This is a genomic window from Variovorax sp. GW822-FHT04A09 (genome assembly GCF_058801005.1).
Genome location: NZ_JBXAMV010000002.1, coordinates 1,063,012 through 1,086,623, shown reverse-complemented (window position 1 = coordinate 1,086,623; position 23,612 = coordinate 1,063,012). Strand labels below are relative to the sequence as shown.

Sequence of the window (23,612 nt, the reverse complement as noted above, 5' to 3'; positions counted from 1 at the left end):
CTCAGCGGTACTTGGCGTCGGCCGCCTTGTTCGCCGCGATTTCTTTTTCGTAGCGGTCGCCCACAGCCAGCAGCATGTCCTTGGTGAAGTACAGGTCGCCGCGCTTTTCGCCGTGGTATTCGAAGATGTGCGTCTCGACGATCGAGTCGACCGGGCAGCTCTCTTCGCAGAAGCCGCAGAAGATGCACTTGGTCAGGTCGATGTCGTAGCGCGTGGTGCGGCGCGAGCCGTCGTCACGCACGTCGGATTCGATGGTGATGGCCAGTGCGGGGCACACGGCCTCGCACAGCTTGCAGGCGATGCAGCGCTCTTCGCCGTTCTCGTAGCGGCGCAGCGCGTGCAGGCCGCGAAAGCGCGGCGACAGCGGCGTCTTCTCTTCGGGGAACTGGACGGTGATCTTGCGCGCGAAGGCGTACTTGCCCGTGATGGCCAGGCCCTTGAACAGTTCGAACAGCATGAAGCTGCCCAGGAAGTCCTTGAGCGAGAACGGTGCGGAGGCCAGCTTGGAGGTGCGTCCGAGCCCTCCGGCGGTGTGTGAAGCAGTCATGATGTCGTCGCTTCCTGCTTATTTCCAGATGTTGAACGGCGTCTGCATCCAGCCACCGACCACGACCAGCCACACCAGGGTGACGGGAATGAAGATCTTCCAGCCCAGACGCATGATCTGGTCGTAGCGGAAGCGCGGGAACGTCGAGCGCACCCACAGGAACATGGTGACCACGCAGAAGGTCTTCAGGCCCAGCCAGATCCAGCCCGGAATGAAGCTCAGGAACTCGAACGGCGGCAGCCATCCGCCGAGGAACAGCACCACGGTCAGGATCGAGACGAGCCACATGTTGGCGTACTCGGCCAGGAAGAACATCGCGAAGCTCATGCCCGAGTACTCGATCATGTGGCCGGCCACGATTTCCGATTCGCCTTCCACCACGTCGAACGGGTGGCGGTTGGTTTCGGCCAGGCCCGAGATGAAGTACACGACGAAGATCGGCAGCAGCGGCAGCCAGTTCCACGACAGGAAGCCCAGCCCCATGTCATGGAACATGCCCTTGCCCTGCACCGTCACGATGTCGGACATGTTCAGGCTGCCCGTGACCATCAGCACCACGACGAAGCAGAAGCCCATCGCGATTTCGTAGCTCACCATCTGTGCCGAGGCGCGCAGCGCGCCCAGGAAGGCGTACTTCGAGTTCGAGGCCCAGCCGGCGATGATCACGCCGTACACCTCGAGCGAGGTGATGGCCATCACGAACAGCAGGCCGGCATTGATGTTGGCCAGCGCCACGTCGGGGCCGAAGGGAATCACGGCCCATGCGGCCAGCGCCGGCATGATGGTCATGATGGGACCGAGCAGGAACAGGCCCTTGTTGGCGACCGTCGGAAGGATGATTTCCTTGGTCATCAGCTTGAGCGCGTCGGCGATCGGCTGCAGCAGGCCCAGCGGCCCGATGCGGTTCGGGCCCACGCGGATCTGCGTGAAGCCGATGGCCTTGCGTTCCCACAGCGTGAGGTACGCCACGGCCAGCATCAGCGGGATCACGACGACGATGATCTTGATCAGCGTCCAGACCACGGGCCAGACGACGGACGTCCACCAGCCTGCGGCGACCAGCCCCTGGCCGAAGCCATGAATTGCGTCGATCATGCCAGGGCCTCCTCGGCACGAGCGGGTGCGGCCTGTGCGCTATTGCGCGCGTCGGCGGTCAGCTGCAGCGACGGTGCGCGGCGCACGATCGAGTCGAGCTGGTAGATGCTCGCGACCACGGGCGCTGCCACGGCGCCGCTGGCCGCGACGGCCTTGGCGGAGGTGGCGTTGCTCAACGCGTTCGCCGGCACGGTGCCCTTGTCACCGACAGTGGCCAGCACCTCGGCGGTCGATTCGAAGGCGAAGCCCGGCAGGCCGAGCAGGTTCGCCAGCACGCGCAGCACCTTCCAGGCCGGACGCGTTTCGCCTTGCGGCTTCACGACGGCATGGAAACCTTGCACGCGGCCTTCGGCATTGACGAAGGTGCCGGGCGTTTCGGTGAACGGGGCGATGGGCAGCAGCACGTCGCTGAATTCGAGGTTGGCCTTGAAGGGGCTCAGCGTGACCACCATCTGCGCATTGCCGATGACATCGGCGGCGGCAGCGCCGGCGGCCGAATCGAACACCGGCTCGGTGTTCAGCAGCAGCACGGCCTTGAGGCCGGAGCCGGCGGCGAGCATGCGGCCGGCATCGAGGCCGCCGTTCTGCGGGAAGGCGCCCACGAGCTGTGCGCCCACGGTGTTGCCCGCTTCGGTCAGGTAGCCGACGGTGGCGCCGGTCTGTGCGCCGATCCAGTTCGCGAGGGCCAGCAGGCTGCTGGCTTGCGCGTGGTGCGCGGCGGCATTGCCGAGCAGGATCGCCTTGCGCTCGCCACTCAGCAGCGAGGCTGCGATGGCTTGCGCGGCAGCGTCGGGCGCGTTCTTCGGTGCCAGCGGTGCGGCGGCGCCGTTGGTCTGGGCGATGGCAGCGGCCACTGCGGCCAGCGCCTCGACCCACTGGTCGGCTTCGACGATGGCCGCTTGCGCCACGTCGATAGCCCAGGCAGCGCGGTCGGCCATGAGGCTGGACGAGGTGATCACCGACAGCGCGGCGCCCTTGCGCACGGCCTGGCGGATGCGTTGTGCGAACAGAGGATGTTCCTTGCGCAGGTTCGAACCGACGACCAGCGCGCGCTGCACTTGCGTGAGCGAAGCGATCGAAGTGCCGAGCCAACGCACGCCTTCGAAGGTCGTGAATTCGGCGTTGCGCAGGCGGTAGTCGATGTTGTCGCTGCCGAGTTCACGCGTGAGCATGGCGGCGAGCTGCAGCTCTTCGAGCGTGCTGTGCGGGCTGACCAGCGTGCCGATGCTTTGCGCACCGTGGTCGGTCTTGATCTGCTTGAGGCCGTTGGCGACGTACTCGAGCGCCGTCTGCCAGTCGACCTGCTGCCATTGGCCGCCCTGCTTCAGCATGGGCTGCGTCAGACGTTCCGTGCCGTTGAGCGCTTCGTACGAGAAGCGGTCGCGGTCGGCGATCCAGCATTCGTTGACGTCTTCGTTCTCGAGCGGCACCACGCGCATGACGCGGTTGTTCTTGACCTGGACGATCAGGTTGGCACCGGTGGAATCGTGCGGGCTCACCGACTTGCGGCGCGACAGTTCCCAGGTGCGGGCGCTGTAGCGGAACGGCTTGCTCGTGAGCGCGCCGACCGGGCAGATGTCGATCATGTTGCCCGACAGCTCGGAGTCGACCGAGTCGCCGAGGAAGGTTTCGATTTCGGAGTGCTCGCCGCGGTGCGACATGCCCAGCTCCATCACGCCGGCCACTTCCTGGCCGAAACGGACGCAGCGCGTGCAGTGAATGCAACGGCTCATTTCTTCCATGCTGATCAGCGGGCCGACGTCCTTGTGGAACACGACGCGCTTTTCTTCTTCGTAGCGCGAAGAAGAACCGCCGTAGCCGACGGCCAGGTCCTGCAGCTGGCATTCGCCGCCCTGGTCGCAGATGGGGCAATCCAGCGGGTGGTTGATCAGCAGGAACTCCATGACGGACTGCTGCGCCTTGATGGCCTTGTCGCTCTTGGTGCGAACGATCATGCCCTGCGTGACGGGCGTGGCGCAGGCCGGCATCGGCTTGGGCGCCTTTTCCACGTCGACCAGGCACATGCGGCAGTTGGCCGCGATGCTGAGTTTCTTGTGATAGCAGAAGTGCGGAATGTAGGTGCCCGCCTTTTCGGCCGCATGCATCACCATGCTGCCTTCGGTCACTTCGACCTTCTTGCCGTCGAGTTCGATTTCGATCATGTCTGTGTTTCTTCTCGCACTCAGGCCTTGACGGGCGCCGTCGGGACGTGACCCGGGATCAGGGCCTCGAACTCATGGCGGAAGTGCTTGATCATGGCGCGCACGGGCATCGCTGCCGCATCGCCGAGCGCACAGATGGTGCGGCCCATGATGTCGCCGGCCACGGAGTCCAGCAGCTGCATGTCGCTGGGCTTGCCCTGGCCGTTGTGGATGCGGTCCACCACGCGGTAGAGCCAGCCCGTGCCTTCGCGGCAGGGGGTGCACTGGCCGCAGGACTCGTGCATGTAGAAGTACGAGAGGCGCTTGAGCGACTCGACCATCGAACGCGTGTCGTCCATCACGATCACGGCGCCCGAACCGAGCATGGAGCCGGCCTTGGCGATGGAGTCGTAGTCCATGGTGCAGGCCATCATGATGTCGGCCGGCAGCACCGGCGACGACGAGCCGCCGGGGATCACGGCCTTGAGCGTGCGGCCCTTGCGCACGCCGCCGGCCAGTTCGAGCAGCTTGGAGAACGGCGTGCCCATCGGCACTTCGTAGTTGCCGGGCAGCTCGACGTCGCCGCTCACCGAGTAGATCTTGGTGCCGCCGTTGTTCGGCTTGCCGCACTCGAGGTAGGCCTGGCCGCCGTTGCGGATGATCCAGGGCACCGCCGCGAAGGTCTCGGTGTTGTTGATGGTGGTCGGCTTGCCGTACAGGCCGAAGCTGGCCGGGAACGGCGGCTTGAAGCGCGGCTGGCCCTTCTTGCCTTCGAGCGATTCGAGCAGCGCGGTTTCTTCGCCGCAGATGTAGGCACCGAAGCCGTGGGCCGCGTGCAACTGGAAGTTGTACGTGCTGCCCATGATCTTGTCGCCGAGATAGCCGGCGGCACGTGCCTCTTCGAGGGCGGCCTCGAAGCGGTCGTAGCTCTGGAAGATCTCGCCGTGGATGTAGTTGTAGCCCACACTGATGCCCATCGCATACGCGGCGATGGCCATGCCTTCGATCACGATGTGCGGGTTGAACTGCAGGATGTCGCGGTCCTTGCACGTACCGGGCTCGCCTTCGTCCGAATTGCAGACGAGGTACTTCTGGCCCGGGAACTGGCGGGGCATGAAGCTCCACTTCAGGCCGGTCGGGAAACCCGCGCCGCCACGGCCGCGCAGGCCCGAGGCCTTCACTTCGGCGATCACCTGGTCGGGCGTCAGGCCCTCGGTGAGGATCTTGCGCAGCGCCTGGTAGCCGCCGCGCGCTTCGTAGTCGGCCAGGTGCCAGTTGGTGCCGTCCAGGCCTGCATAGATCTGAGCGCCGATGTGGCGGTCATGGAAGCAGGTCTGGACACCGGTGGCCTGGAATTGCGAGAGAACCTGTTCGGGCGTCATCACGAAGCCTCCCCTGGCTTGGCACTGCGCAAACCGTCGATGAGCTGGTCGAGCTTGTCGTTGCTCATGAAGCTGCACATGGTGCGGTCGTTGACCAGCATCACGGGCGAATCGGCGCAGGCGCCCAGGCATTCGCTCTGCTGCAGCGTGAACAGGCCGTCGGCCGTGGTCTCGCCCATCTTGATGCCGAGCTTCTTCTCGAGGTGCACGAGCGCGGTGACGCCGTCGCGCAGCTGGCACGGCAGGTTGGTGCACACGTTGAGCTTGAACTTGCCCACCGGATGCTGGTTGTACATGTTGTAGAAGGTCGTCACTTCGTGCACGGCGATGGGCGCCATGCCGAGGTAGGCGGCGATCTCGCGCTCGCGCTGCACGCTCACGAAGCCTTCGTCCTGCTGGACGATGGCCAGGCAGGCCATCACGGCCGACTGCTTGCCGGCTTCGGGGTACTTCGCGACCTCGCGCGCAAAACGCTCGAGGATGGCAGCCTTCAACGGCGCCGAGGGCGCCGCGTCATGGTGATGGGTTGAGGAAGTCGTCATTCGCTCTTTCTCACCTGTCGATTTCGCCGAACACGATGTCCATCGTGCCGATCACCGCGACAGCGTCGGCGATCATGTGGCCGCGCGACATTTCGTCGAGGGCAGCGAGGTGCGGGAAGCCCGGGGCGCGGATCTTCAGGCGGTACGGCTTGTTGGCACCGTCGCTCACGAGGTAGATGCCGAACTCGCCCTTGGGGTGCTCGACGGCGGCATACGCTTCGCCTTCGGGCACGTGGAAGCCTTCGGTGAAGAGCTTGAAATGGTGGATCAGCTCCTCCATGTTCGCCTTCATCGATTCGCGCGCGGGCGCGGCAACCTTGTGGTTGCTGGTGATCACCGGGCCAGGGTTGGCGCGCAGCCAGGCCGAGCACTGCTGGATGATCTTGTTGGCCTGGCGCATTTCTTCCACGCGAACCAGGTAGCGGTCGTAGCAGTCGCCGGTCTTGCCCACGGGCACGTCGAACTGCATCTGGTCGTAGACGTCGTAGGGCTGCTTCTTGCGCAGGTCCCATTCGACGCCCGAGCCGCGCAGCATCGGGCCGGTGAAGCCCAGGTTCAGCGCGCGCTCCGGCGTGACCACGCCGATGCCCACGGTGCGCTGCTTCCAGATGCGGTTGTCGGTGAGCAGCGTCTCGTACTCGTCGACCATCTTCGGGAAGCGCTTGCAGAAGTCGTCGATGAAGTCCAGCAGCGAGCCCTGACGGTTCTCGTTGAGCTTCTCGATGGCCTTCGCATTCTTGATCTTGCTGACCTTGTACTGCGGCATCGAATCCGGCAGGTCACGATAGACACCGCCCGGACGGAAGTACGCCGCGTGCATGCGCGCGCCGGACACGGCTTCGTACATGTCGAACAGATCTTCACGCTCGCGGAAGCAGTAGATGAGCATGTTCATCGCGCCGCAATCGAGACCGTGCGCGCCGAGCCACAGCAGGTGGTTCAGCAGGCGGGTGATCTCGGCGAACATCACGCGGATGTACTGCGCGCGGATCGGCACATCCAGGCCCATCATCCGCTCGATGGCGAGGCAGTAGGCGTGCTCGTTGGACATCATCGACACGTAGTCGAGGCGGTCCATGTAGGGCAGCGACTGGATGAAGGTGCGCGATTCGGCGAGCTTCTCGGTCGCACGGTGCAGCAGGCCGATGTGGGGGTCGGCACGCTGGATCACTTCGCCGTCCAGCTCGAGCACCAGGCGCAGCACGCCGTGTGCTGCGGGGTGCTGGGGACCGAAGTTGAGTGTGTAGTTCTTGATTTCGGCCATATCTGTCAGTGCAAACCGCCGCCGTAGTTGTCTTCGCGGATCACGCGCGGCGTGATTTCGCGCGGCTCGATCGAGACCGGCTGGTAGACCACGCGCTTCTGCTCTTCGTCGTAGCGCATTTCGACGTGACCCGACACCGGGAAGTCCTTGCGGAACGGGTGGCCGATGAAGCCGTAGTCGGTCAGGATGCGACGCAGGTCGTCGTGGCCGTCGAACACGATGCCGTACAGGTCGAAGGCTTCGCGCTCGAACCACGTGGCGGCGCTCCAGACGGGCTGGAGCGAGTCGATCACGGGCAGATCTTCGCTGGTCGCGAACACCTTCAGGCGCACACGCTGATTGAGGCTCACGGAGAGCAGGTGCGAGACGACGCCGTAGCGTTCGCCCTGCCACTCGCCTTCGCGGTAGTCGGAATAGTCCATGCCGCACAGGTCGATCAGCTGTTCGAAACGGCAGCCGGGCGCATCGCGCAGCAGCAACGCCGCGTCGATGTAGTCGGCGGCGCTGACCACGACGGTCACTTCTTCAAGCGCGATCGTCACGCTCTTGGCCTTGGCGCCGAGCGCCTCGGCGATGGTGGCGCGCAGCACCTCCGGCGAAATTGCAAAGTCAGTCATCGTCGGCAATCTCTCAGGCGCGGGCAATGGTGTTGGTGCGGCGAATCTTCTGCTGCAGCTGGATCACGCCGTACAGCAGTGCTTCAGCGGTGGGCGGGCAACCTGGCACATAGACGTCGACCGGCACAATGCGGTCGCAGCCACGCACCACGGAATAGCTGTAGTGGTAGTAACCGCCGCCGTTCGCGCAGGAGCCCATCGAGAGCACCCAGCGCGGCTCGGGCATCTGGTCGTAGACCTTGCGCAGCGCCGGCGCCATCTTGTTGCACAGCGTGCCGGCCACGATCATCAGATCGGACTGGCGCGGGCTGGGACGGAACAGCATGCCGAAACGGTCGATGTCGTAGCGGGCCGCGCCCGCGTGCATCATTTCAACCGCACAGCATGCGAGGCCGAACGTCATCGGCCAGAGAGATCCGGTCTTCGCCCAGTTCACGACCGAGTCGTAGGTCGTGGTGACGAAGCCTTCTTTGAGAACGCCTTCAATGGCCATCGTGTAGCTTCCTTGTCATTCCCAGTCGAGCGCGCCTTTTTTCCACTCGTAGACGAAGCCCACGACGAGGATGGCGAGAAAGATCATCATGGCCCAGAAGCCAACAGCGCCGATTTCCTTGAGCGCAATGGCCCACGGAAAGAGAAAGGCAATCTCGAGATCGAAGAGGATGAAGAGAATCGCAACGAGGTAATAGCGCACATCGAATTTCATGCGCGCATCCTCGAAGGCTTCGAAGCCGCACTCGTAGGGCGCGTTCTTCGCAGCGTCGGGCCGATTGGGCCCGAGGATGTATCCGATGACTTGCGGGGCGACGCCTACGCCGACCCCGACCAAAATGAACAAAAGGACGGGAAGGTAGGAATCGAGGTTCATCGAGAAATTTTCACCGCTTGCCACCGACAGAAGAGCCTCTGGAGAGAGTTCTTCTGCCGGTGAGATTTGGTGCGGTCGGCGAGACTCGAACTCGCACAGCTTTCGCCACTACCCCCTCAAGATAGCGTGTCTACCAATTTCACCACGACCGCGGTTTTTAACTGTCCAGATGGCATGAGGTGCCGTTGAGGCATTTGGCTTTCTGAACAGATTTAGAGTTTACCCTGAAATGAAGCCGTTTCTCACGAACGGCTGCATGAAAACAACCTGATTACTTGGCCGGAATCTGGCCGGTGCCCGAAACGGGTGCAGCAGGCGCCGAAGCGGCCTTGGCAGGTGCTGCTGCAGCGGGGATTTCGCCCGCAGCGCCAGTCGCAGGCGCGGCCGGTGCAGCAGGCGCACCCACGGCTGCGCGCTCCAGAAGGCTGCCACCGCCCGCAGGACGTGCGTGGCTGAAGTAGGCCAGCAGCAGCGTGCAGGCGAAGAACACCGCCGCCAGCACGGCCGTGGTGCGCGAGAGGAAGTTGGCACTGCCGCTGGCACCGAACAGGCTGCCCGCACTGCCGCTGCCGAAGGCCGCGCCCATGTCGGCACCCTTGCCGTGCTGGATCAGGATCAGGCCGATCATTGCCAGCGCCGCCAGCATTTGCACGCCGACCAGAAGATTGAGGACCACGTTCATTCGTTCTTACTCCTAAGTGATGGCTGCCGTTGCCGCGATCAGCGCGCAGCGGCAGAAATGATCTGCAGAAAGTCGGGCGCCTTGAGCGAGGCGCCGCCGATGAGGCCGCCGTCGATGTCGGCCTGCGCCAGCAGTTCGGCAGCATTCGCCGCGTTCATGCTGCCGCCGTACAGAATCTTGATGCCCGCGGCATGTTCGCTCGCGGCATGGTGCAGTTGCGCACGCAGCACGGCATGCACCGCCTGCGCCTGTTCGGGCGAAGCCGTCTTGCCCGTGCCGATGGCCCAGACCGGCTCGTAGGCCACGACGATCTCGCTGATGCAGTGGCCATTCACATGGATCACCGCAGCCAGCTGGCGCTTGACGACCTCTTCGGTCTGCCCTGCTTCGCGCTGTGCCAGCGTCTCGCCGACGCAGACGATCGGTGTGATGCCGTTCGCCAGTGCCGCCGCCGTCTTCGCGGCCACGGCATCGTCGGTCTCGCCGTGGTACTGGCGACGCTCCGAATGGCCCACGATGGCATAGCGCACGCCGAAGTCCTTCAGCATCGCCGCCGACTGCTCGCCGGTGAACGCACCTTGCGGGTGCGCCGAAATGTCCTGCGCACCGAGGGCCAGCGACGGCGTGTCCGCCAGCAGCGATTGCAGCTGGGCGAAGTACGGCGCAGGCGCGCACAGTGCAATGCCGCAAGCCGCGGGGCTGGCAGCCAGCCCTTGCTGCAGGGCCTTCACCAGCGCCTCGTTGGCGGCCAGGCCGCCATTCATCTTCCAGTTGCCGGCAATCAGTTTCTTGAAGCTTGTCATCGCGTTGTTCGTCTCACCAAGTCAGCACGATCTTGCCGATGTGCTGGTTCGATTCCATCAGCGTGTGCGCCTGGGCCGCGCCGCTGGGCTCACCTGCTGCCGCATAGGTGCTGTGGATCACGGGCTTGACCGCGCCGCTTTCGAGCAGCGGCCAGACCTTTTCGCGCAGCGCCTTGGCGATGGCGCCCTTGAACGCCACCGGCCGCGGACGCAGCGTCGAGCCGGTGATCGTGAGCCGACGACGCAGCACGAGGCCCGCGTTGATCTCGCTCTTCACACCGCCCTGCACCGCAATGATCACCAGCCGGCCGTCTTCGGCCAGGCACTCGACCTCGCGCGCCACGTAGTCGCCCGCCACCATGTCGAGCACCACGTCCACGCCCTTGCCGCCCGTGAGCAGCTTCGCCACTTCGACGAAATCGCTCGTGCGGTAGTTGATCGCGTGGTCGGCGCCGAGTTTCAGGCAGGCCTCGCACTTGTCGTCGCTGCCGGCCGTGACGATCACGGTCGCGCCGAGCGCCTTGGCGATCTGGATCGCCGTGACGCCGATGCCGCTCGAGCCACCCTGGATCAGCAGGGTCTCGCCCTTCTGCAGGCGGCCGCGCTCGAACACATTGCTCCAGACGGTGAAGAAGGTCTCGGGCAGCGAGGCCGCCTCGATGTCGCTCCAGCCCTTGGGCACCGGCAGGCATTGCGCCACGGGCGCCACGCACAGCTCGGCATAGCCGCCACCGGCCACCAGCGCGCACACGCGGTCGCCGACCTTGAAGCCCGCGTCGGCCAACGCCTTGGCGTCGCCCGACACGATCTCGCCGGCCACTTCGAGGCCCGGCAGGTCGGAGGCGCCGGGCGGCACGGGGTAGTGCCCCATCCGCTGCAGCACGTCCGGGCGATTCACGCCGCTGGCCGCCACGCGGATCAGCAGCTCACCCTCGCCCGCCACCGGGTCGGGACGCGCAGCGACGCGCAGCACCTCGGGGGCGCCGTACGAAGTGATCTCAATGGCTTTCATGGGGGTCTCCGAGGCTCGGATGCCCGCACGGGGCGGGCATCACCACTGTCCACGCGAGAGGCGACGGCACAAGCCGTCGCACCTCACTGCTTACTCCTGCGGTTCGCGCGGCGCTTGCTGCTGCGACTCGCCGGCGGGCTGCTGTTGCTGCTCGCCGCGGGGCTGTTGCTGCTGGTCGTTGAAACGCGGTGCGCGCTCGCCACGATCGCCGCCGCGGTCACCGCGGTCGCCACGGTCCGAACGCTCGCGGCGGTCGCCGCCACGGTCGCCGCGATCGCCACGGTCTTCGCGCGGCGGGCGCTCGCTGTATTCCATGCCGGCCGGACGCTCGGTCAGGGCCTTCATGGACAGCTTGACGCGGCCCTTTTCGTCGGTCTCGAGAACCTTGACCTTCACGATCTGGCCTTCGCTCAGGTAGTCGGTCACCTTCTCGACGCGCTCGTGCGCGATCTGGCTGATGTGCAGCAGGCCGTCCTTGCCGGGCAGCAGGTTGACCAGTGCGCCGAAGTCCAGGATCTTGGTGATCGGGCCTTCGTAGACCTTGCCGATTTCGACTTCGGCGGTGATCTGCTCGATGCGCTTCTTGGCGAATTCGGCCTTTTCCGGATCGGTCGAGGCGATGGTGATGGTGCCGTCTTCGTCGATGTTGATCGTCGTGCCGGTTTCTTCCTGCAGGCCACGGATGACCGCGCCGCCCTTGCCGATCACGTCGCGGATCTTCTCGGGGTTGATCTTCAGTGTGGTCAGGCGCGGGGCGAACTGCGACACGTCGGCCTTGGCCTCGCCCATCGCTTCCTGCATCTTGCCCAGGATGTGCATGCGCGCTTCCTTGGCCTGTGCCAGTGCGACCTGCATGATTTCCTTGGTGATGCCCTGGATCTTGATGTCCATCTGCAGCGCGGTGATGCCGTTGGTCGTACCGGCCACCTTGAAGTCCATGTCGCCCAGGTGATCTTCGTCACCCAGGATGTCGGTCAGCACCGCGAAGCGGTTGTCTTCCTTGATCAGGCCCATGGCGATACCGGCCACGTGCGCCTTCATGGGCACGCCGGCGTCCATCATCGAGAGGCAGCCGCCGCAGACCGAAGCCATCGACGAGGAGCCGTTCGACTCGGTGATTTCCGACACCACGCGGATGGTGTACGGGAATTCTTCCTTGGTCGGCAGCACGGCGACGAGCGCGCGCTTGGCCAGGCGGCCGTGGCCCACTTCGCGGCGCTTGGTGGAGCCCATGCGGCCCACTTCACCGGTGGCGAAGGGAGGCATGTTGTAGTGGAACAGGAAGCGGTCTTCGTACTCACCGGCCAGCGCATCGATGCGCTGTGCGTCGCGCTCGGTACCGAGCGTGGTGACGACCAGGCCCTGCGTCTCGCCGCGCGTGAACAGCGCCGAGCCGTGGGTGCGGGGCAGCACCGAGTTGCGGATTTCGATGGGGCGCACGGTGCGCGTGTCGCGGCCGTCGATGCGCGGCTCGCCCTGCAGGATCTGGCCGCGCACGATGCGCGACTCGATCGCGAACAGCAGGTCGCTGACCTTGCCGGCGTCGAACTCGGCGCCTTCGGCCTTCAGGGCCGTGAAGACGCTGGCATTGGCTTCGCGCAGGGCTTGCGTGCGAGCTTGCTTGCTGCGGATCTGGTAGACGGCGCGCAGCTTTTCTTCGGCCAGGCCGTTGATCTTGGCGATGAAGTCTTCGTCCTTGGCTTCAGGCACCCAGGTGCCTTCCTTGAGCCATTCCGGCTTGCCGGCGTCACGCACGAGGTCGTGGATCGCGTTGATCGCGATGTTGGCCTGCTCGTGACCGAACACCACGCCACCCAGCATGATTTCTTCGCTGAGTTGCTGGGCTTCGGATTCGACCATCAGCACGGCGGCTTGCGTGCCGGCGACGACGAGGTCCATCTGCGAATCCTTGCGGGCCGTGGGACCCGGATTCAGCACGTACTGGCCGTTGATGTAGCCCACGCGGGCGGCACCGATCGGGCCGCTGAACGGGATGCCGGAGATCGACAGGGCGGCGCTCACGCCGATCATGGCGGCGATGTCGGCGTCGACTTCAGGGTTCAGCGACACGGTGTGGATCACCACGTGCACTTCGTTCAGGAAACCTTCGGGGAACAGCGGGCGGATCGGGCGGTCGATCAGGCGGCTGGTCAGGGTTTCGTGCTCGCTGGGCTTGGCTTCGCGCTTGAAGAAGCTGCCAGGGATCTTGCCGGCGGCGTAGGTCTTCTCGATGTAGTCGACGGTCAGCGGGAAGAAATCCTGGCCGGGCTTGGCGGTCTTGGAGGCGACCACGGTCGCCAGGATCACGGTGCCGTCGATGTCGACCAGCACGGCGCCGGTCGCCTGGCGGGCGATTTCACCCGTTTCCATGACGACGGTCTTGTCGCCCCATTGGAAGGACTTGGTGATTTTGTTGAAGAGGCTCATTATTGCTCCTATTTTGATAGCGAATCACACAGGATTCGCAAGGGGCGGAGGCTGCTCAGAACACGATGCCATTCCAGCGAAGCTCGGGGCGAACTTCATTGGAATGACACAGCTTCGCTCTGTTGGGCACTCCGAAAGTGGATCGCGAAGTAAAAAACGCCTGAGCTAGCGGACTAACCCAGGCGTTTTTTCATGCGATTCGAATTACTTGCGCAGACCCAGCTTGGCGATCAGCGCGGTGTAACGCTCGGCGTCCTTGGACTTGAGGTAGTCGAGCAGCTTGCGACGGCGGCTGACCATGCGCAGCAGGCCGCGACGACCGTGGTGGTCCTTGGCGTGCGTCTTGAAGTGGGGGGTCAGCTCGTTGATACGGGCGGTCAGCAGTGCGACTTGCACTTCGGGGCTGCCGGTGTCGTTGGCTGCACGGGCGTTGTCCTTGACAACTTCGGCCTTGATGGAGGCTGCGATCATGTTGAATTTCCTTGTTCCGGGATGTTTGACTTGCGGTGAGCACTGGAACTGCCCTCACCGTGCGCCTTGCGGCATGCAAAGCTTTGGGAGTATACATCGGCCGGCTTGACCGCTCCCTCCCGCCGCCTTCCGTCAAGCGAAACCAGCCCCACGGCCCCCAGCACGCAGGCGGCGCCGGCGACCTGGGCCCACCCCACGGCCTCCCCCAGCCACCACGCGGCCAGGACCAGCGCCGACACCGGCATCAGCGCCGTGAACAGCGCCGCCTCGGCACCCCGCAGCCGGGCGGCGCCCGCGTACCAGAGCAGGAAACCCGCCACCGTCGGCACCAGCGCGTAGTAGGCCACCCCGGCCAGCGCCTCGGCCGGCACCGGCCGGAGCCACGCGCGCTCCAGCAGCGCCGGAACCACGGACAGCAGCAGCCCCAGCGCGACCATCGCCGTCGACTGCACGAGCGGCGCCAACGGCACGCGCAGCCGCTTGTTGAGCAGGATGAACAGCGACTCGAGCGCCACCGCCCCCAGCACCAGCAGGTTGCCGAGCAGCGCGGTCGACGTGCGCTCGCCACCTCCGTCGCCCGGACGCAGCGTGATCGCCAGCACACCCAGGCTCGCGAGCACGATCCCGCCCACCAGGTAACGCCCCGGCCGCTCGCGCAGCGCCAGCACAGCCACCAGCGCGGCCATGGCCGGCAGCGTGCCGGTCACCACGCCCGCGTCGGCGGCCGACGCCCAGCGCACGCCCAGGATCAGCAGCACCGTGTAGCCGACGCTGCCCGCCGCCGCTTGGCACAGCAGCAGCACGGCGTCGTGGCGGTCCGGGCGCGGCCAGCGCACGCGCATGAACCCCATCAGCGCCACGAACACGGGCAGCGCAAGCGCAAAGCGCAGCGCGGTCGCCGTGAACGGCGGCAGGCCGCTGGCGATGAGCTTGCTCGCGACCACCGTGCTGCCGACCGTGACCATCGCGAGCGCGCACAGCCACATTCCCTTGCTTCGTTCCGACATGCTGATCGCCTTCCGTTTTGCAGAAAGCGCGAGCGTCTCCCGCCACGGGCGCGGCGGTCTTGAACGAAATTGCAGGAATCGAGCTAGCGCGCCGCCGCGTACGCCCCGGGCGTGAACCCCAGGAAGCGCACGAAGGCCCGCGTCATGTGGCTCTGGTCAGAGAAGCCCGCGCCGGCCGCGGCATCGGCCAGCGCCCTGCCCTGCGCGATCAGCCGGCGGGCGCGCGACAGCCGGCATTGCTGCAGCCAGGCATGCGGCGGCAGCCCGAAGGCGGCCGCGAAGCCGCGCAGCAGCTGGTAGCGGCTCAGGCCCGCTTCGCGCGCCAGTTCGGCGAGCGTGGGCGCGTGGAGGCAGTCGTCGGCGATGCGCGCACGTGCGCGCTCCATCGCTGCCGGCGCCACGCGCTTCGGCGCCTCCGGAGCCCGCGCGCCGGGTGCATCGCGCAGCAGCTGCAGCACACCCTGCTCCAGCGCCAACGCGTCGTCACCTTCGACGACGGCCGCGAACAGCCGGTCGAAGCCCAGCCGCAGCGCCGGATCACTCAGTACCGGCCGCGTCAGTTCGAACCCCGGCGGCACACCGTCCGACAGCAGCGCAGGCGCCAGATGCAGCATCCGCCAGGCCCGCGCTTCACCGCGCATCGCGACACCGTCGTGCACCTCGCCCGGATTCACCGTGATGACATCGCCGCGCACCGCCTCGACCGCACCGCGTCCGCTGGCCGAGCGCTGCCCGCCGCGGTCCATCACGCCGATGCCGAACACGTCGTGCATGTGGCGCGGAAAACTGCGGCTCGATTCGGCCGCAATCGCCTGCAGGCCCGGCAGCGCCGATCCGCGGATGCGCACGGCATCGACGGGCGCAGACCTCGAGGCCATGCCGGAAAGCCTCAGCCTTGCTGCTTGGCCAGCCAGCCGCGCAGCCGCTCCACGCCCTGCACCAGCCGCTGCGGGTCTTTCGACGCGAAGCACCAGCGCAGCCAGCCCTGCGCCTCGGGCGCGAAGGCGTTGCCCGGCGCGAGCCCCAGGCCGGCTTCGGCGACCAGGCGCTTGGCGAGCTCGAGCGAATCGCCAAAGCCTTCGAGCCTGAAGAAGGCGTACATGCCGCCCTTGGCCGGTGCCACCTGCACGCCCGGCACCGCCGCCAGCAGTGGCACCAGCGTGTCGCGGCACTGCTTCAGGTGTGCGACGACGCGCGGCGTGATGTCGGCTGTGTGCTCCAGCGCCGCGATGGCGGCACGCTGCGTGAACACGCTGGCGCACGAGGTGTTGAACTCGATCAGCTTGCCGATGCCGTCGACCATCGCCGGCGGCAGCACCAGCCAGCCGAGGCGCCAGCCGGTCATGAGGAAGCTCTTCGAGAAGCTGTGCGTGACGACGAGGCGGTCGTCCGGCGTCGAGATGTCGAGAAAGCTCGGCGCACAGCCGTTCGGCGTGGGCTCGAAGTACAGACGCTCGTACACCTCGTCGGCCAGGATCCAGGTGCCGGTCTGACGGCAATGGTCGAGCACGGCCTGCTGCTCATCGCGCGTCATCGTCCAGCCCGTGGGGTTGTTCGGCGCGTTGACGATCAGCAGCTTCGTCTTCGGCGTGACCGCCGTGCGCAACGCGGGCAGGTCGAGCGTCCACTGGCCGTTCACTGGCACCAGCGGCACGGTGCGCACCTGCGCGCCCATGATCGCCGGCTGCGCCGTGAGGTTGGGCCACACGGGCGTGACGGCGACCACGTCGTCGCCCGTATCGACCAGCGCCTGCACCGCGAGCATCAGCGCGCTCACGCCACCCGAGGTGACGGCGATGCGCGAGGCGTCGACCGTCGGGTGCAGGCGGCTGGTGTAGCGCGCGATGGCTTCGCGCAGTTCGGGCAGGCCGAGGTTGTGGGCGTAGAAGGTTTCGCCGCGCTGCAGCGACTCGATGGCCGCCTGGCGGATCACCTCGGGAGTGACCTCGTCGCTCTCGCCGAACCAGAAGGCGAGCACGTCGTCGCGGCCCATGCCGGCATTGGCGACTTCGCGGATCTTCGAGGCTTCGAGGTGGTGGATGGCTTCACGCATGTCTGGGAGTTCCTGTGCTGTCGGGGTCATGCGCCTCAGGGGCGCTTCATCTTGCAAGAGGTGGGCTGCTCGGCGCGTTCGGGCGCGATCGTCTTGATCACGCGAAAGCCGTAGCCCGAGCCCTCGACGTCGAACTGCACGCCGGGCTTGCCCTGCTTGTCCATCACGCCCACCACGAGCTGCTGCTGGAACTGGTGGTCGGCCGCGCGCATGCGCCCGCGCTGGCCGTACAGGCTCACGTCGGCCTGCTCCAGCGCGCGCGCCAGCGGCACGGCCTCGGTGCTGCCCGCGCGCTCCAGCGCTTGCGCGAGCGACTCGACCAAGAGCTGCATGCGCATGTGCACGTAGTCGTCGGCCGGCCGCGGAAAGCGCGTGCGGAAGGCGCGGTAGAAGGCCTCGGACTGCGGCGTCTGCACATTCGGCAGCCAGTCGGCCACGGCGACCACGCGGCCGATGCCCGCGTCGCCGATGGCGGCGGGCGCACCCAGCGCATTGCCGTAGAAGGTGTAGAAGCTGCCGTTGAAACCGGCCTCACGCGCGGCCTTCACGAGCAGCGTGAGGTCGTTGCCCCAGTTGCCGGTGACCACGGCCTGCGCGCCGCTGGCGAGGATCTTGGTGGCGTAAGGCGCGAAGTCCTTCACCTTGCCCATGGGGTGCAGTTCGTCGCCGACGATTTCCACGTCGGGGCGCTGCACGCCCAGCTGGCGGCGCGATTCGCGCAGCACGGCCTGGCCGAAGCTGTAGTCCTGGCCGATCAGGTAGACGCGCTTGAGCGCCGCGTCGTCCTTGACCACGTCCATCAGCGCGGCCACGCGCATGTCGGCATGGGCGTCGAAACGGAAGTGCCAGAAGCTGCAGCGCTCATTGGTCAGCACCGGATCGACGGCCGAATAGTTCAGGAAGATCGCGCGCCGCGAGGGGTCGCGCTCGTTGTTCTTGTCGATGGCATCGATCAGCGCCGCGGCCGTCACCGACGAGTTGCCCTGCAGCACGATGCGGGTGCCGTCGTCCATGGCCGCGCGCAGCGCCGACAGCGCCTCTTCGTTCTGGCCCTTGCTGTCGTAGCGATCGAGCTGCAGCGGCCGCGCGCCGCCCGGCAGCTTCACGCCGCCGCGTGCATTCACACGCTCCACGGCCCACAGCAGGTTGCGGAACACGGCCTCGCCGGTGTTGGCAAACGGGCCGCTCATGCTCTCGATGAGCGCCAGCCGGATGGGGGCGGGTTGCGGGGCCTGGGCCAGGCCGGCGAACGGGGTCGCGCATAGCGCCGCCGCTGCGAATTTCAAGGCCTGGCGGCGCCAAATAAAGGGGGTTTTCATTGTCTTGAAACGCGTGCCGATGCGCCTAGATGAGGTGTCAAGCGGCACTCACGATGGAAAGGCCGCGCAGTGTAAGGGACACACATTCCATGTCCCCATTGTGTTCATTCACCCAGGAGTTTTCGCCATGTTCTTCACCCCCACCCACCGCGCGCATTTCGCTCCCCGTGCCCACGACCGCGCTTTCGAGCGCTTCGTGAACGAGGCTTTTGCCGGCGCCCGCCGCTCGCCCCTGGTCGAGCAGGACGACAAGAGCTGGACCCTGTCGCTGGACGTGCCCGGCCTGTCGCGTGAAGACCTGTCGGTGGCCATCGAAGGCGCCGTGGTCCGCATCGAAAGCAAGGCCGAAGCCAAGCGCCAGATCAAGCTCGCCTACGAACTGCCGCAAGCCATCGACCTGGCCACCAGCGAAGCCAAGCTGGAGAACGGCGTGCTGACCCTGAAGCTCGGCAAGCTGGTGCCCGCAAGCCAGGTTTCGCACTTGCAGATCAACTAGTCCCGGCGATGCCCCCACGAAGAAAATGTTAGTGACAGCTTGTTTTGACTTTAAACAAGCGCCGTATTCACAATAGTGCCGGATAACGTCACATGATGTGACGATTTATTAGTACTTTCTTCTTCGTGGGCATCTCGTAAACGCATCGAGTTCCCGGGCGGTGCGGACAGCGGGTGTGCCTCAAGGCACCATGAAAACGCACCTGCAGTCAGCCAATGACAACGAACGGTCCGACACGCTCCTGATCTTCCTGCCAGGGGCCTACCTCAAGCCCGAAGAGTTCGAGCGCGAGGGCTTCATCAGCGCCGTGCGCGAGCGGCACCTCGCAGCCGACGCACTGCTGGTCGATGCGGACGTCTCCTACTACTACGACCAGACCCTCAGCGAGCGGCTGCATGCCGACGTCATCGAGCCCCAGCGGGCCAAGGGCTACACCTCGATCTGGCTGGTCGGCATTTCCATCGGCGGTTTCGGCGCGCTGATCCACGAACTGGCGCGGCCGGGCTCGGTGGACGGCATCGTGGCGCTGGCGCCCTATCTGGGGCGCCGCGTGCTCGGCGCGGAGATCAAGAAGGCCGGCGGCCTGCGCGCCTGGCAGGCGCCCACCGGGCCGCAGCCCGACGAGGAACCCGACCGCAAGCTCTGGCCCTTCTTCCAGCAGTACCTGGCGCCGAAGCCTTCCCAGGACCTGCCGCCGCTGTACCTGGGGTTCGGCCTGGCCGACCGCTTTGCCAGCAACCACAAGCTGCTGGCCGACGCCCTGCCCCCGGGGCGCGTGTTCACGACCGAAGGCGGCCACGACTGGCCCGAGTGGCGCCAGCTCTGGCGCAACGTGCTCGACGTGCTGCCGCTGCCCTCGCTGGGGCGCGCACGGCAGCAGCCGGCTACGCGGTTTCCGGCAGCGGCGTCTCGGGCGTCATCAGCGATGCCATCGGCCATCGCGGCTTGACGTCGAAGGCATAGCGCTCCGAGGCCTGCGACAGGCCTGATTGCAGACGCATCGCGGCGGCCATGGCGATCATGGCGCCGTTGTCGGTGCACAGATGCAACTCGGGGTAGTGCACGCGCACCTTGCGCTTGGCGCAGGCCGCGTTCAGCTGCTCGCGCAGGTTCTTGTTGGCCCCCACGCCGCCCGCCACCACCAGCCGCTTCAGGCCGGTCTGGTCCAGCGCCGCGAGCGACTTCTTCAGCAGCACCTCGACGATCGCAGCCTGCGTGGAAGCGGCCAGGTCGGCCTTGCGCGCCTCGAGCTGGTCGCCGAGCTTCTTGGCCTGCGTGAGCACGGCCGTCTTCAGGCCGGCGAACGAAAAGTCGAGGTCGCCGCTGTGCAGCAGCGGGCGTGGCAGCTTGAAGGCCGCGGCGTCGCCGCCTTCGGCCAGCTTCGCGAGCCAGGGGCCGCCGGGGTACGGCAGGCCCATGAGCTTGGCGCTCTTGTCGAAGGCCTCGCCGGCCGCGTCGTCGATGGTCTCGCCGAGCAGTTCATAGCGGCCCACGCCGTCGACCCGCATCAGCTGCGTGTGACCACCCGACACCAGCAGCGCCACGAACGGGAATTCGGGCGGATCGGCGCTCAGGAACGGCGACAGCAGATGCCCTTCGAGGTGATGCACCCCCAGCACCGGCTTGCCCAGCGCCACACCCAGTGCGCAGGCCACGCCCGCGCCCACGAGCAGCGCGCCGGCCAGGCCGGGCCCGCGTGTATAGGCCACCACGTCGATCTCGGCCAGCGAGCGTCCGGCTTCGGCCATGACGGCTTCGGTGAGCGGCAGCACGCGGCGGATGTGGTCGCGGCTGGCCAGCTCGGGCACCACGCCGCCGTAGGCCTGGTGCATGGCGATCTGGCTGTGCAGCGCGTGCGAACGCAGCAGCGGCAGCGCGTCGCCGTGCGATTCGACCAGCGCCACGCCGGTCTCGTCGCAGGATGATTCGATTCCCAACAAGAGCATGGCGCCGAGTGTAGGGGCCGCCCGCCGGCGGCGCCCGCGAAGGGACAAGCGAGGCACGGAAGTTGCACGAGCGGAATGCGCTCCTTCTGCGCCCCCACGAATGACTTCCGGCCTGAGCTTCCTGATTGCCGCGCGCCGATGCGAGATCGACGCGCTGGACCAGCTCGCGCGCACCAGCGAGCTGGTCGGCGCCATCGGTCGGCTCGTGCATGCGCTGCAGCGCGAGCGCGGCATGTCGAACGTGTTCCTGGCCTCGCACGGCGGGCGCTTTGCCGAACAGCGCGGCCCGCAGATCGCCGAATGCCTGGCGCTCGAGCAGCAGGTGCGCGCCGGCTTCGACCGGCTCGAGGCCGAGCACCACCGCGCGGTGGGCGCCGGCCACGGCGCGCGCCTGTTCAGCCGCATCGCCTGGGTGCTGCCCGGCCTGGACGCCCTGCCCGCGCTGCGCCGGCGCATCGACGCGCTCGAACTCCAGCCCGCCCAGGCCGTGGCCGCCTTCGCCAAGCTGGTGGCCGGCCTGCTGGCGGTGGTGTTCGAGGCGGCCGATGGCGCCACCGACCCCGAGATCTCGCGCCTGCTGGTGGCGATGTTCAACTTCATGCAGGGCAAGGAGTTCGCCGGCCAGGAACGTGCCTTCGGCGCCGCCGCGCTCGCGCTGGGCCGGGGCGACGACGCGCAGCGCCAGCAGTGGCGCCACCTCATCGAGTCGCAGGAGCGCTGCTTCCAGGTGTTCATCGATTTCTCGGGCGACGCGGTGCGCACGCTGTGGCACGACAGCCAGTCGGACGCCGTGCTGGCCGAACTCGAGCGCCTGCGCCGCAAGGGCGCCACCTCGGTGCCGGCCGACGCGCTGCTGAGCCAAGCCTGGTTCGACTGCTGCACCCGGCGCATCGACGCCATGCAGACGGTCGAGAACCGCCTCTCGGCCGACCTGCGCGCGCTGTGCGACCACAAGACCGCCCAGGCCCGCAGCGAGCTGGCCGCGTACCGGCAACTGCTCGGCACGCTGGCCCCGCAGGCCGGCGGCGCGCTGTTCTTCGACGATGCCCAGCAGGCGCAGGACGCCACGCCGGCGCAGCTCGGGCGCCACCTCGAACGCTCGGTGCTCGACATGGTCCAGGAGCAGTCGCAGCGCCTGCAGGCCATGAGCGACGAACTCGACACCGTGCGCGCCTCGCTCAACGAACGCAAGATCGTCGAGCGCGCCAAGGGCCTGCTGATGGCGCACCGGCGCCTGAGCGAGGCCGAGGCGCACAAGATGCTGCGCCAGACCGCCATGAACCAGAAGCGCCGCCTCGTCGACGTGGCCGAGTCGATGCTGGCCATGGCCGACTACCTGCCGCTCGAGCCTGCACCGCGGCGCTGACCCGGGCCGCTTGGATTGGTGCAGCGCACAACAACTGTGCGTCGCCCGGGTTAGCGAACCAGCAGGAACTTTCCCCTGCGCCGGCGCGCCCTGTCAGCTATCTTTTCCATAGCTCCCACTGGCGGCTTCGGGCTGGCACACCGCTTGCATGGAGCTTGTCACAGACCGCAAGGTCTTCAGGCAGGTTGCACCCAACGGCGGGTGCGGCCCACCGAACCGGACAAAGGCGTCCCCATCCCGCAAGGGCTCGTTCACGAGCAGCCCCTGCGCGGTGCGGACGCCTTTTCGTTTTTGTCTTTCACTTCTGGAGCCTCGCCCATGTCCGATCTGCTGCTGAAAACCAAACTGAGCCGGCGCCGCGTGCTGCAGGCCGCCGCCCTCGGCGCCGTGGGCATCGACCCCGCGCTGCGCGCCGCCGTCTGGGCCCAGGGCTCGGACAAGCCCGAGAAGGAAGAAGTGAAGATCGGCTTCATCCCGCTGACCGACTGCGCCAGCGTGGTGATGGCCTCGGTGCTGGGCATCGACAAGAAGTACGGCGTGAAGATCGTGCCCAGCAAGGAAGCCAGCTGGGCCGGCGTGCGCGACAAGCTCGTGAACGGCGACCTCGACATGGCGCACGTGCTCTACGGCCTGGTGTACGGCATGCACCTGGGCGTGAGCGGCCCGAAGAAGGACATGGCCGTGCTCATGACCCTGAACAACAACGGCCAGGCCATCACGCTGTCGAAGAAGCTGGCCGACAAGGGCGCGGTCGATGCCGCCTCGCTCGCCAAGCTCATCGCCAAGGAAAAGGGCGAATACACCTTCGCCCACACCTTCCCCACCGGCACGCACGCCATGTGGCTCTACTACTGGCTCGCCTCGGCCGGCATCGACCCGTTCAAGGACGTGAAGAACATCACCGTGCCGCCCCCGCAGATGGTGGCCAACATGCGCGTGGGCAACATGGACGGCTACTGCGTGGGCGAGCCCTGGGGCCAGCGCGCGATCATGGACGGCATCGGCTTCACCGGCATCACCACCCAGGACATCTGGAAGGACCACCCCGAGAAGGTGCTGGGCTGCACCGCGGAGTTCACGAAGAAGTACCCGAACACCGCGCGCGCCGTCACGGCCGCGATCCTCGAGGCCGGCAAGTGGATCGACACCGGCCTGCAGAACAAGAACAAGATGGCCGAAACCATTGCTGACAAGAGCTACGTCAACACCAGCGTGGACGCGATCAACCAGCGCATCCTGGGCCGCTACACCAACGGCCTGGGCAAGAGCTGGGACGACCCCAACCACATGAAGTTCTACAACGGCGGCGCCGTGAACTTCCCGTACCTCTCGGACGGCATGTGGTTCCTCACGCAGCACAAGCGCTGGGGCCTGCTGAAGGAGCACCCCGACTACCTGAAGGTGGCCACCGAGATCAACCGCATCGACATCTACAAGCAGGCCGCCGCCGCCACGCAGACGCCCGTGCCCAAGGACGTGCTGCGCACCAGCAAGCTCTTCGACGGCACCGTCTGGGACGGCAAGGACCCGAAGAAGTACGCCGAGTCTTTCAAGCTCCATGTCTGAGGAGAAAC

The 23,612-nt window shown here is 66.5% G+C and carries 23 protein-coding genes and 1 tRNA gene; 4 read left to right on the top strand and 20 right to left on the bottom strand.

Annotated features, from left to right (window positions below; all coding sequences use genetic code 11):
- Position 1 precedes the first annotated feature (1 nt).
- The 19 genes from nuoI to AC1RLW_RS15975 all read right to left on the bottom strand — a co-directional run bounded on the left by nuoI (position 2) and on the right by AC1RLW_RS15975 (position 18,230).
- Positions 2-547 carry an NADH-quinone oxidoreductase subunit NuoI gene (gene nuoI, locus AC1RLW_RS16065; RefSeq protein WP_062475395.1) on the bottom strand — a complete coding sequence of 182 codons (546 nt, stop codon included), beginning with the start codon at positions 545-547 and terminating at the stop codon, positions 2-4.
- Positions 548-565: 18 nt separating this feature from the next.
- A complete protein-coding gene (nuoH, locus tag AC1RLW_RS16060) occupies positions 566-1,642 on the bottom strand; it encodes an NADH-quinone oxidoreductase subunit NuoH (protein ID WP_070063110.1) in 1,077 nt (358 codons plus the stop codon).
- Positions 1,639-3,804 carry an NADH-quinone oxidoreductase subunit NuoG gene (gene nuoG, locus AC1RLW_RS16055; RefSeq protein ID WP_493193883.1) on the bottom strand — a complete coding sequence of 722 codons (2,166 nt, stop codon included), beginning with the start codon at positions 3,802-3,804 and terminating at the stop codon, positions 1,639-1,641. The genes nuoH and nuoG overlap by 4 nt, the downstream gene beginning before the upstream one ends.
- A gap of 20 nt (positions 3,805-3,824) precedes the next feature.
- Positions 3,825-5,165 (bottom strand): NADH-quinone oxidoreductase subunit NuoF, encoded by a 1,341-nt coding sequence (gene nuoF / locus AC1RLW_RS16050; RefSeq protein WP_070063112.1) that lies wholly within the window; start codon positions 5,163-5,165, stop codon positions 3,825-3,827.
- Positions 5,165-5,707: an NADH-quinone oxidoreductase subunit NuoE family protein gene (locus AC1RLW_RS16045; RefSeq protein WP_062475406.1), complete on the bottom strand. Its 543-nt coding sequence runs from the start codon at positions 5,705-5,707 to the stop codon at positions 5,165-5,167. Before AC1RLW_RS16045 ends, nuoF begins: the two co-directional genes overlap by 1 nt.
- Before the next feature lie 10 nt (positions 5,708-5,717).
- Complete coding sequence (locus AC1RLW_RS16040; protein WP_070063113.1) at positions 5,718-6,971, bottom strand: NADH-quinone oxidoreductase subunit D; 1,254 nt, start codon at positions 6,969-6,971, stop codon at positions 5,718-5,720.
- Between the two features lie 5 nt (positions 6,972-6,976).
- Positions 6,977-7,588 carry an NADH-quinone oxidoreductase subunit C gene (locus tag AC1RLW_RS16035; protein WP_070063114.1) on the bottom strand — a complete coding sequence of 204 codons (612 nt, stop codon included), beginning with the start codon at positions 7,586-7,588 and terminating at the stop codon, positions 6,977-6,979.
- A gap of 13 nt (positions 7,589-7,601) precedes the next feature.
- Positions 7,602-8,081 (bottom strand): NuoB/complex I 20 kDa subunit family protein, encoded by a 480-nt coding sequence (locus AC1RLW_RS16030; RefSeq protein WP_007837763.1) that lies wholly within the window; start codon positions 8,079-8,081, stop codon positions 7,602-7,604.
- A gap of 15 nt (positions 8,082-8,096) precedes the next feature.
- On the bottom strand, positions 8,097-8,456 hold the full coding sequence (locus AC1RLW_RS16025; RefSeq protein WP_055805154.1) for an NADH-quinone oxidoreductase subunit A: 360 nt from the start codon (positions 8,454-8,456) through the stop codon (positions 8,097-8,099).
- Between the two features lie 67 nt (positions 8,457-8,523).
- Positions 8,524-8,608: transfer RNA gene (locus AC1RLW_RS16020), tRNA-Leu, on the bottom strand.
- Positions 8,609-8,727: 119 nt separating this feature from the next.
- Complete coding sequence (gene secG / locus AC1RLW_RS16015) at positions 8,728-9,138, bottom strand: preprotein translocase subunit SecG (protein ID WP_056579571.1); 411 nt, start codon at positions 9,136-9,138, stop codon at positions 8,728-8,730.
- Between the two features lie 38 nt (positions 9,139-9,176).
- Positions 9,177-9,941 (bottom strand): triose-phosphate isomerase, encoded by a 765-nt coding sequence (tpiA, locus tag AC1RLW_RS16010; protein ID WP_493193880.1) that lies wholly within the window; start codon positions 9,939-9,941, stop codon positions 9,177-9,179.
- Positions 9,942-9,954: 13 nt separating this feature from the next.
- Positions 9,955-10,953, bottom strand: a complete 999-nt coding sequence (locus AC1RLW_RS16005; protein WP_493193878.1) for an NAD(P)H-quinone oxidoreductase — start codon at positions 10,951-10,953, stop codon at positions 9,955-9,957.
- 90 nt (positions 10,954-11,043) lie between these two features.
- On the bottom strand, positions 11,044-13,380 hold the full coding sequence (pnp, locus tag AC1RLW_RS16000; protein ID WP_307635449.1) for a polyribonucleotide nucleotidyltransferase: 2,337 nt from the start codon (positions 13,378-13,380) through the stop codon (positions 11,044-11,046).
- Positions 13,381-13,584: 204 nt separating this feature from the next.
- Positions 13,585-13,851: a 30S ribosomal protein S15 gene (rpsO, locus tag AC1RLW_RS15995; protein WP_056579564.1), complete on the bottom strand. Its 267-nt coding sequence runs from the start codon at positions 13,849-13,851 to the stop codon at positions 13,585-13,587.
- Complete coding sequence (locus AC1RLW_RS15990) at positions 13,848-14,858, bottom strand: DMT family transporter (RefSeq protein WP_493193877.1); 1,011 nt, start codon at positions 14,856-14,858, stop codon at positions 13,848-13,850. The genes rpsO and AC1RLW_RS15990 overlap by 4 nt, the downstream gene beginning before the upstream one ends.
- Positions 14,859-14,941: 83 nt before the next feature.
- Entirely contained in the window at positions 14,942-15,736 is a 795-nt protein-coding gene (locus tag AC1RLW_RS15985) for a helix-turn-helix transcriptional regulator (protein WP_493193875.1), read from the bottom strand.
- 11 nt (positions 15,737-15,747) lie between these two features.
- The gene (locus AC1RLW_RS15980; RefSeq protein WP_493193873.1) at positions 15,748-16,941 is read right to left on the bottom strand and encodes a pyridoxal phosphate-dependent aminotransferase; all 1,194 of its coding nucleotides are present in this window, start codon (positions 16,939-16,941) and stop codon (positions 15,748-15,750) included.
- A gap of 5 nt (positions 16,942-16,946) precedes the next feature.
- Positions 16,947-18,230, bottom strand: a complete 1,284-nt coding sequence (locus AC1RLW_RS15975) for a branched-chain amino acid ABC transporter substrate-binding protein (RefSeq protein ID WP_493193871.1) — start codon at positions 18,228-18,230, stop codon at positions 16,947-16,949.
- Positions 18,231-18,357: 127 nt separating this feature from the next.
- On the opposite strand from AC1RLW_RS15975, the gene AC1RLW_RS15970 reads away from it, so the two are divergent.
- Both AC1RLW_RS15970 and AC1RLW_RS15965 read left to right on the top strand, forming a co-directional pair.
- Positions 18,358-18,726 carry an Hsp20/alpha crystallin family protein gene (locus AC1RLW_RS15970; RefSeq protein ID WP_139702817.1) on the top strand — a complete coding sequence of 123 codons (369 nt, stop codon included), beginning with the start codon at positions 18,358-18,360 and terminating at the stop codon, positions 18,724-18,726.
- Between the two features lie 190 nt (positions 18,727-18,916).
- A complete protein-coding gene (locus AC1RLW_RS15965) occupies positions 18,917-19,675 on the top strand; it encodes an alpha/beta hydrolase (protein ID WP_062475441.1) in 759 nt (252 codons plus the stop codon).
- Here AC1RLW_RS15965 and tsaD read toward each other — a convergent pair.
- Positions 19,611-20,672 (bottom strand): tRNA (adenosine(37)-N6)-threonylcarbamoyltransferase complex transferase subunit TsaD, encoded by a 1,062-nt coding sequence (gene tsaD, locus AC1RLW_RS15960; RefSeq protein ID WP_159271055.1) that lies wholly within the window; start codon positions 20,670-20,672, stop codon positions 19,611-19,613. The genes AC1RLW_RS15965 and tsaD overlap by 65 nt on opposite strands.
- Positions 20,673-20,772: 100 nt before the next feature.
- Between tsaD and AC1RLW_RS15955 the strand changes: the two genes are divergently transcribed.
- On the top strand, positions 20,773-22,038 hold the full coding sequence (locus tag AC1RLW_RS15955) for a nitrate- and nitrite sensing domain-containing protein (protein WP_489058759.1): 1,266 nt from the start codon (positions 20,773-20,775) through the stop codon (positions 22,036-22,038).
- A 318-nt stretch (positions 22,039-22,356) separates the two neighbouring features.
- A complete protein-coding gene (locus AC1RLW_RS15950; RefSeq protein WP_062475451.1) occupies positions 22,357-23,604 on the top strand; it encodes a CmpA/NrtA family ABC transporter substrate-binding protein in 1,248 nt (415 codons plus the stop codon).
- The last annotated feature ends 8 nt before the right edge of the window (positions 23,605-23,612 follow it).

Excerpts from the sequence above, each read along its gene's own strand:
- nuoI (WP_062475395.1), bottom strand. The coding sequence starts at position 547 with ATGACTGCTTCACACACCGCCGGAGGGCTCGGACGCACCTCCAAGCTG.
- nuoH (WP_070063110.1), bottom strand. The coding sequence starts at position 1,642 with ATGATCGACGCAATTCATGGCTTCGGCCAGGGGCTGGTCGCCGCAGGC.
- nuoG (WP_493193883.1), bottom strand. The coding sequence starts at position 3,804 with ATGATCGAAATCGAACTCGACGGCAAGAAGGTCGAAGTGACCGAAGGC.
- nuoF (WP_070063112.1), bottom strand. The coding sequence starts at position 5,165 with ATGACGCCCGAACAGGTTCTCTCGCAATTCCAGGCCACCGGTGTCCAG.
- AC1RLW_RS16045 (WP_062475406.1), bottom strand. The coding sequence starts at position 5,707 with ATGACGACTTCCTCAACCCATCACCATGACGCGGCGCCCTCGGCGCCG.
- AC1RLW_RS16040 (WP_070063113.1), bottom strand. The coding sequence starts at position 6,971 with ATGGCCGAAATCAAGAACTACACACTCAACTTCGGTCCCCAGCACCCC.
- AC1RLW_RS16035 (WP_070063114.1), bottom strand. The coding sequence starts at position 7,588 with ATGACTGACTTTGCAATTTCGCCGGAGGTGCTGCGCGCCACCATCGCC.
- AC1RLW_RS16030 (WP_007837763.1), bottom strand. The coding sequence starts at position 8,081 with ATGGCCATTGAAGGCGTTCTCAAAGAAGGCTTCGTCACCACGACCTAC.
- AC1RLW_RS16025 (WP_055805154.1), bottom strand. The coding sequence starts at position 8,456 with ATGAACCTCGATTCCTACCTTCCCGTCCTTTTGTTCATTTTGGTCGGG.
- secG (WP_056579571.1), bottom strand. The coding sequence starts at position 9,138 with ATGAACGTGGTCCTCAATCTTCTGGTCGGCGTGCAAATGCTGGCGGCG.
- tpiA (WP_493193880.1), bottom strand. The coding sequence starts at position 9,941 with ATGACAAGCTTCAAGAAACTGATTGCCGGCAACTGGAAGATGAATGGC.
- AC1RLW_RS16005 (WP_493193878.1), bottom strand. The coding sequence starts at position 10,953 with ATGAAAGCCATTGAGATCACTTCGTACGGCGCCCCCGAGGTGCTGCGC.
- pnp (WP_307635449.1), bottom strand. The coding sequence starts at position 13,380 with ATGAGCCTCTTCAACAAAATCACCAAGTCCTTCCAATGGGGCGACAAG.
- rpsO (WP_056579564.1), bottom strand. The coding sequence starts at position 13,851 with ATGATCGCAGCCTCCATCAAGGCCGAAGTTGTCAAGGACAACGCCCGT.
- AC1RLW_RS15990 (WP_493193877.1), bottom strand. The coding sequence starts at position 14,858 with ATGTCGGAACGAAGCAAGGGAATGTGGCTGTGCGCGCTCGCGATGGTC.
- AC1RLW_RS15985 (WP_493193875.1), bottom strand. The coding sequence starts at position 15,736 with ATGGCCTCGAGGTCTGCGCCCGTCGATGCCGTGCGCATCCGCGGATCG.
- AC1RLW_RS15980 (WP_493193873.1), bottom strand. The coding sequence starts at position 16,941 with ATGACCCCGACAGCACAGGAACTCCCAGACATGCGTGAAGCCATCCAC.
- AC1RLW_RS15975 (WP_493193871.1), bottom strand. The coding sequence starts at position 18,230 with ATGAAAACCCCCTTTATTTGGCGCCGCCAGGCCTTGAAATTCGCAGCG.
- AC1RLW_RS15970 (WP_139702817.1), top strand. The coding sequence starts at position 18,358 with ATGTTCTTCACCCCCACCCACCGCGCGCATTTCGCTCCCCGTGCCCAC.
- AC1RLW_RS15965 (WP_062475441.1), top strand. The coding sequence starts at position 18,917 with ATGAAAACGCACCTGCAGTCAGCCAATGACAACGAACGGTCCGACACG.
- tsaD (WP_159271055.1), bottom strand. The coding sequence starts at position 20,672 with ATGCTCTTGTTGGGAATCGAATCATCCTGCGACGAGACCGGCGTGGCG.
- AC1RLW_RS15955 (WP_489058759.1), top strand. The coding sequence starts at position 20,773 with ATGACTTCCGGCCTGAGCTTCCTGATTGCCGCGCGCCGATGCGAGATC.
- AC1RLW_RS15950 (WP_062475451.1), top strand. The coding sequence starts at position 22,357 with ATGTCCGATCTGCTGCTGAAAACCAAACTGAGCCGGCGCCGCGTGCTG.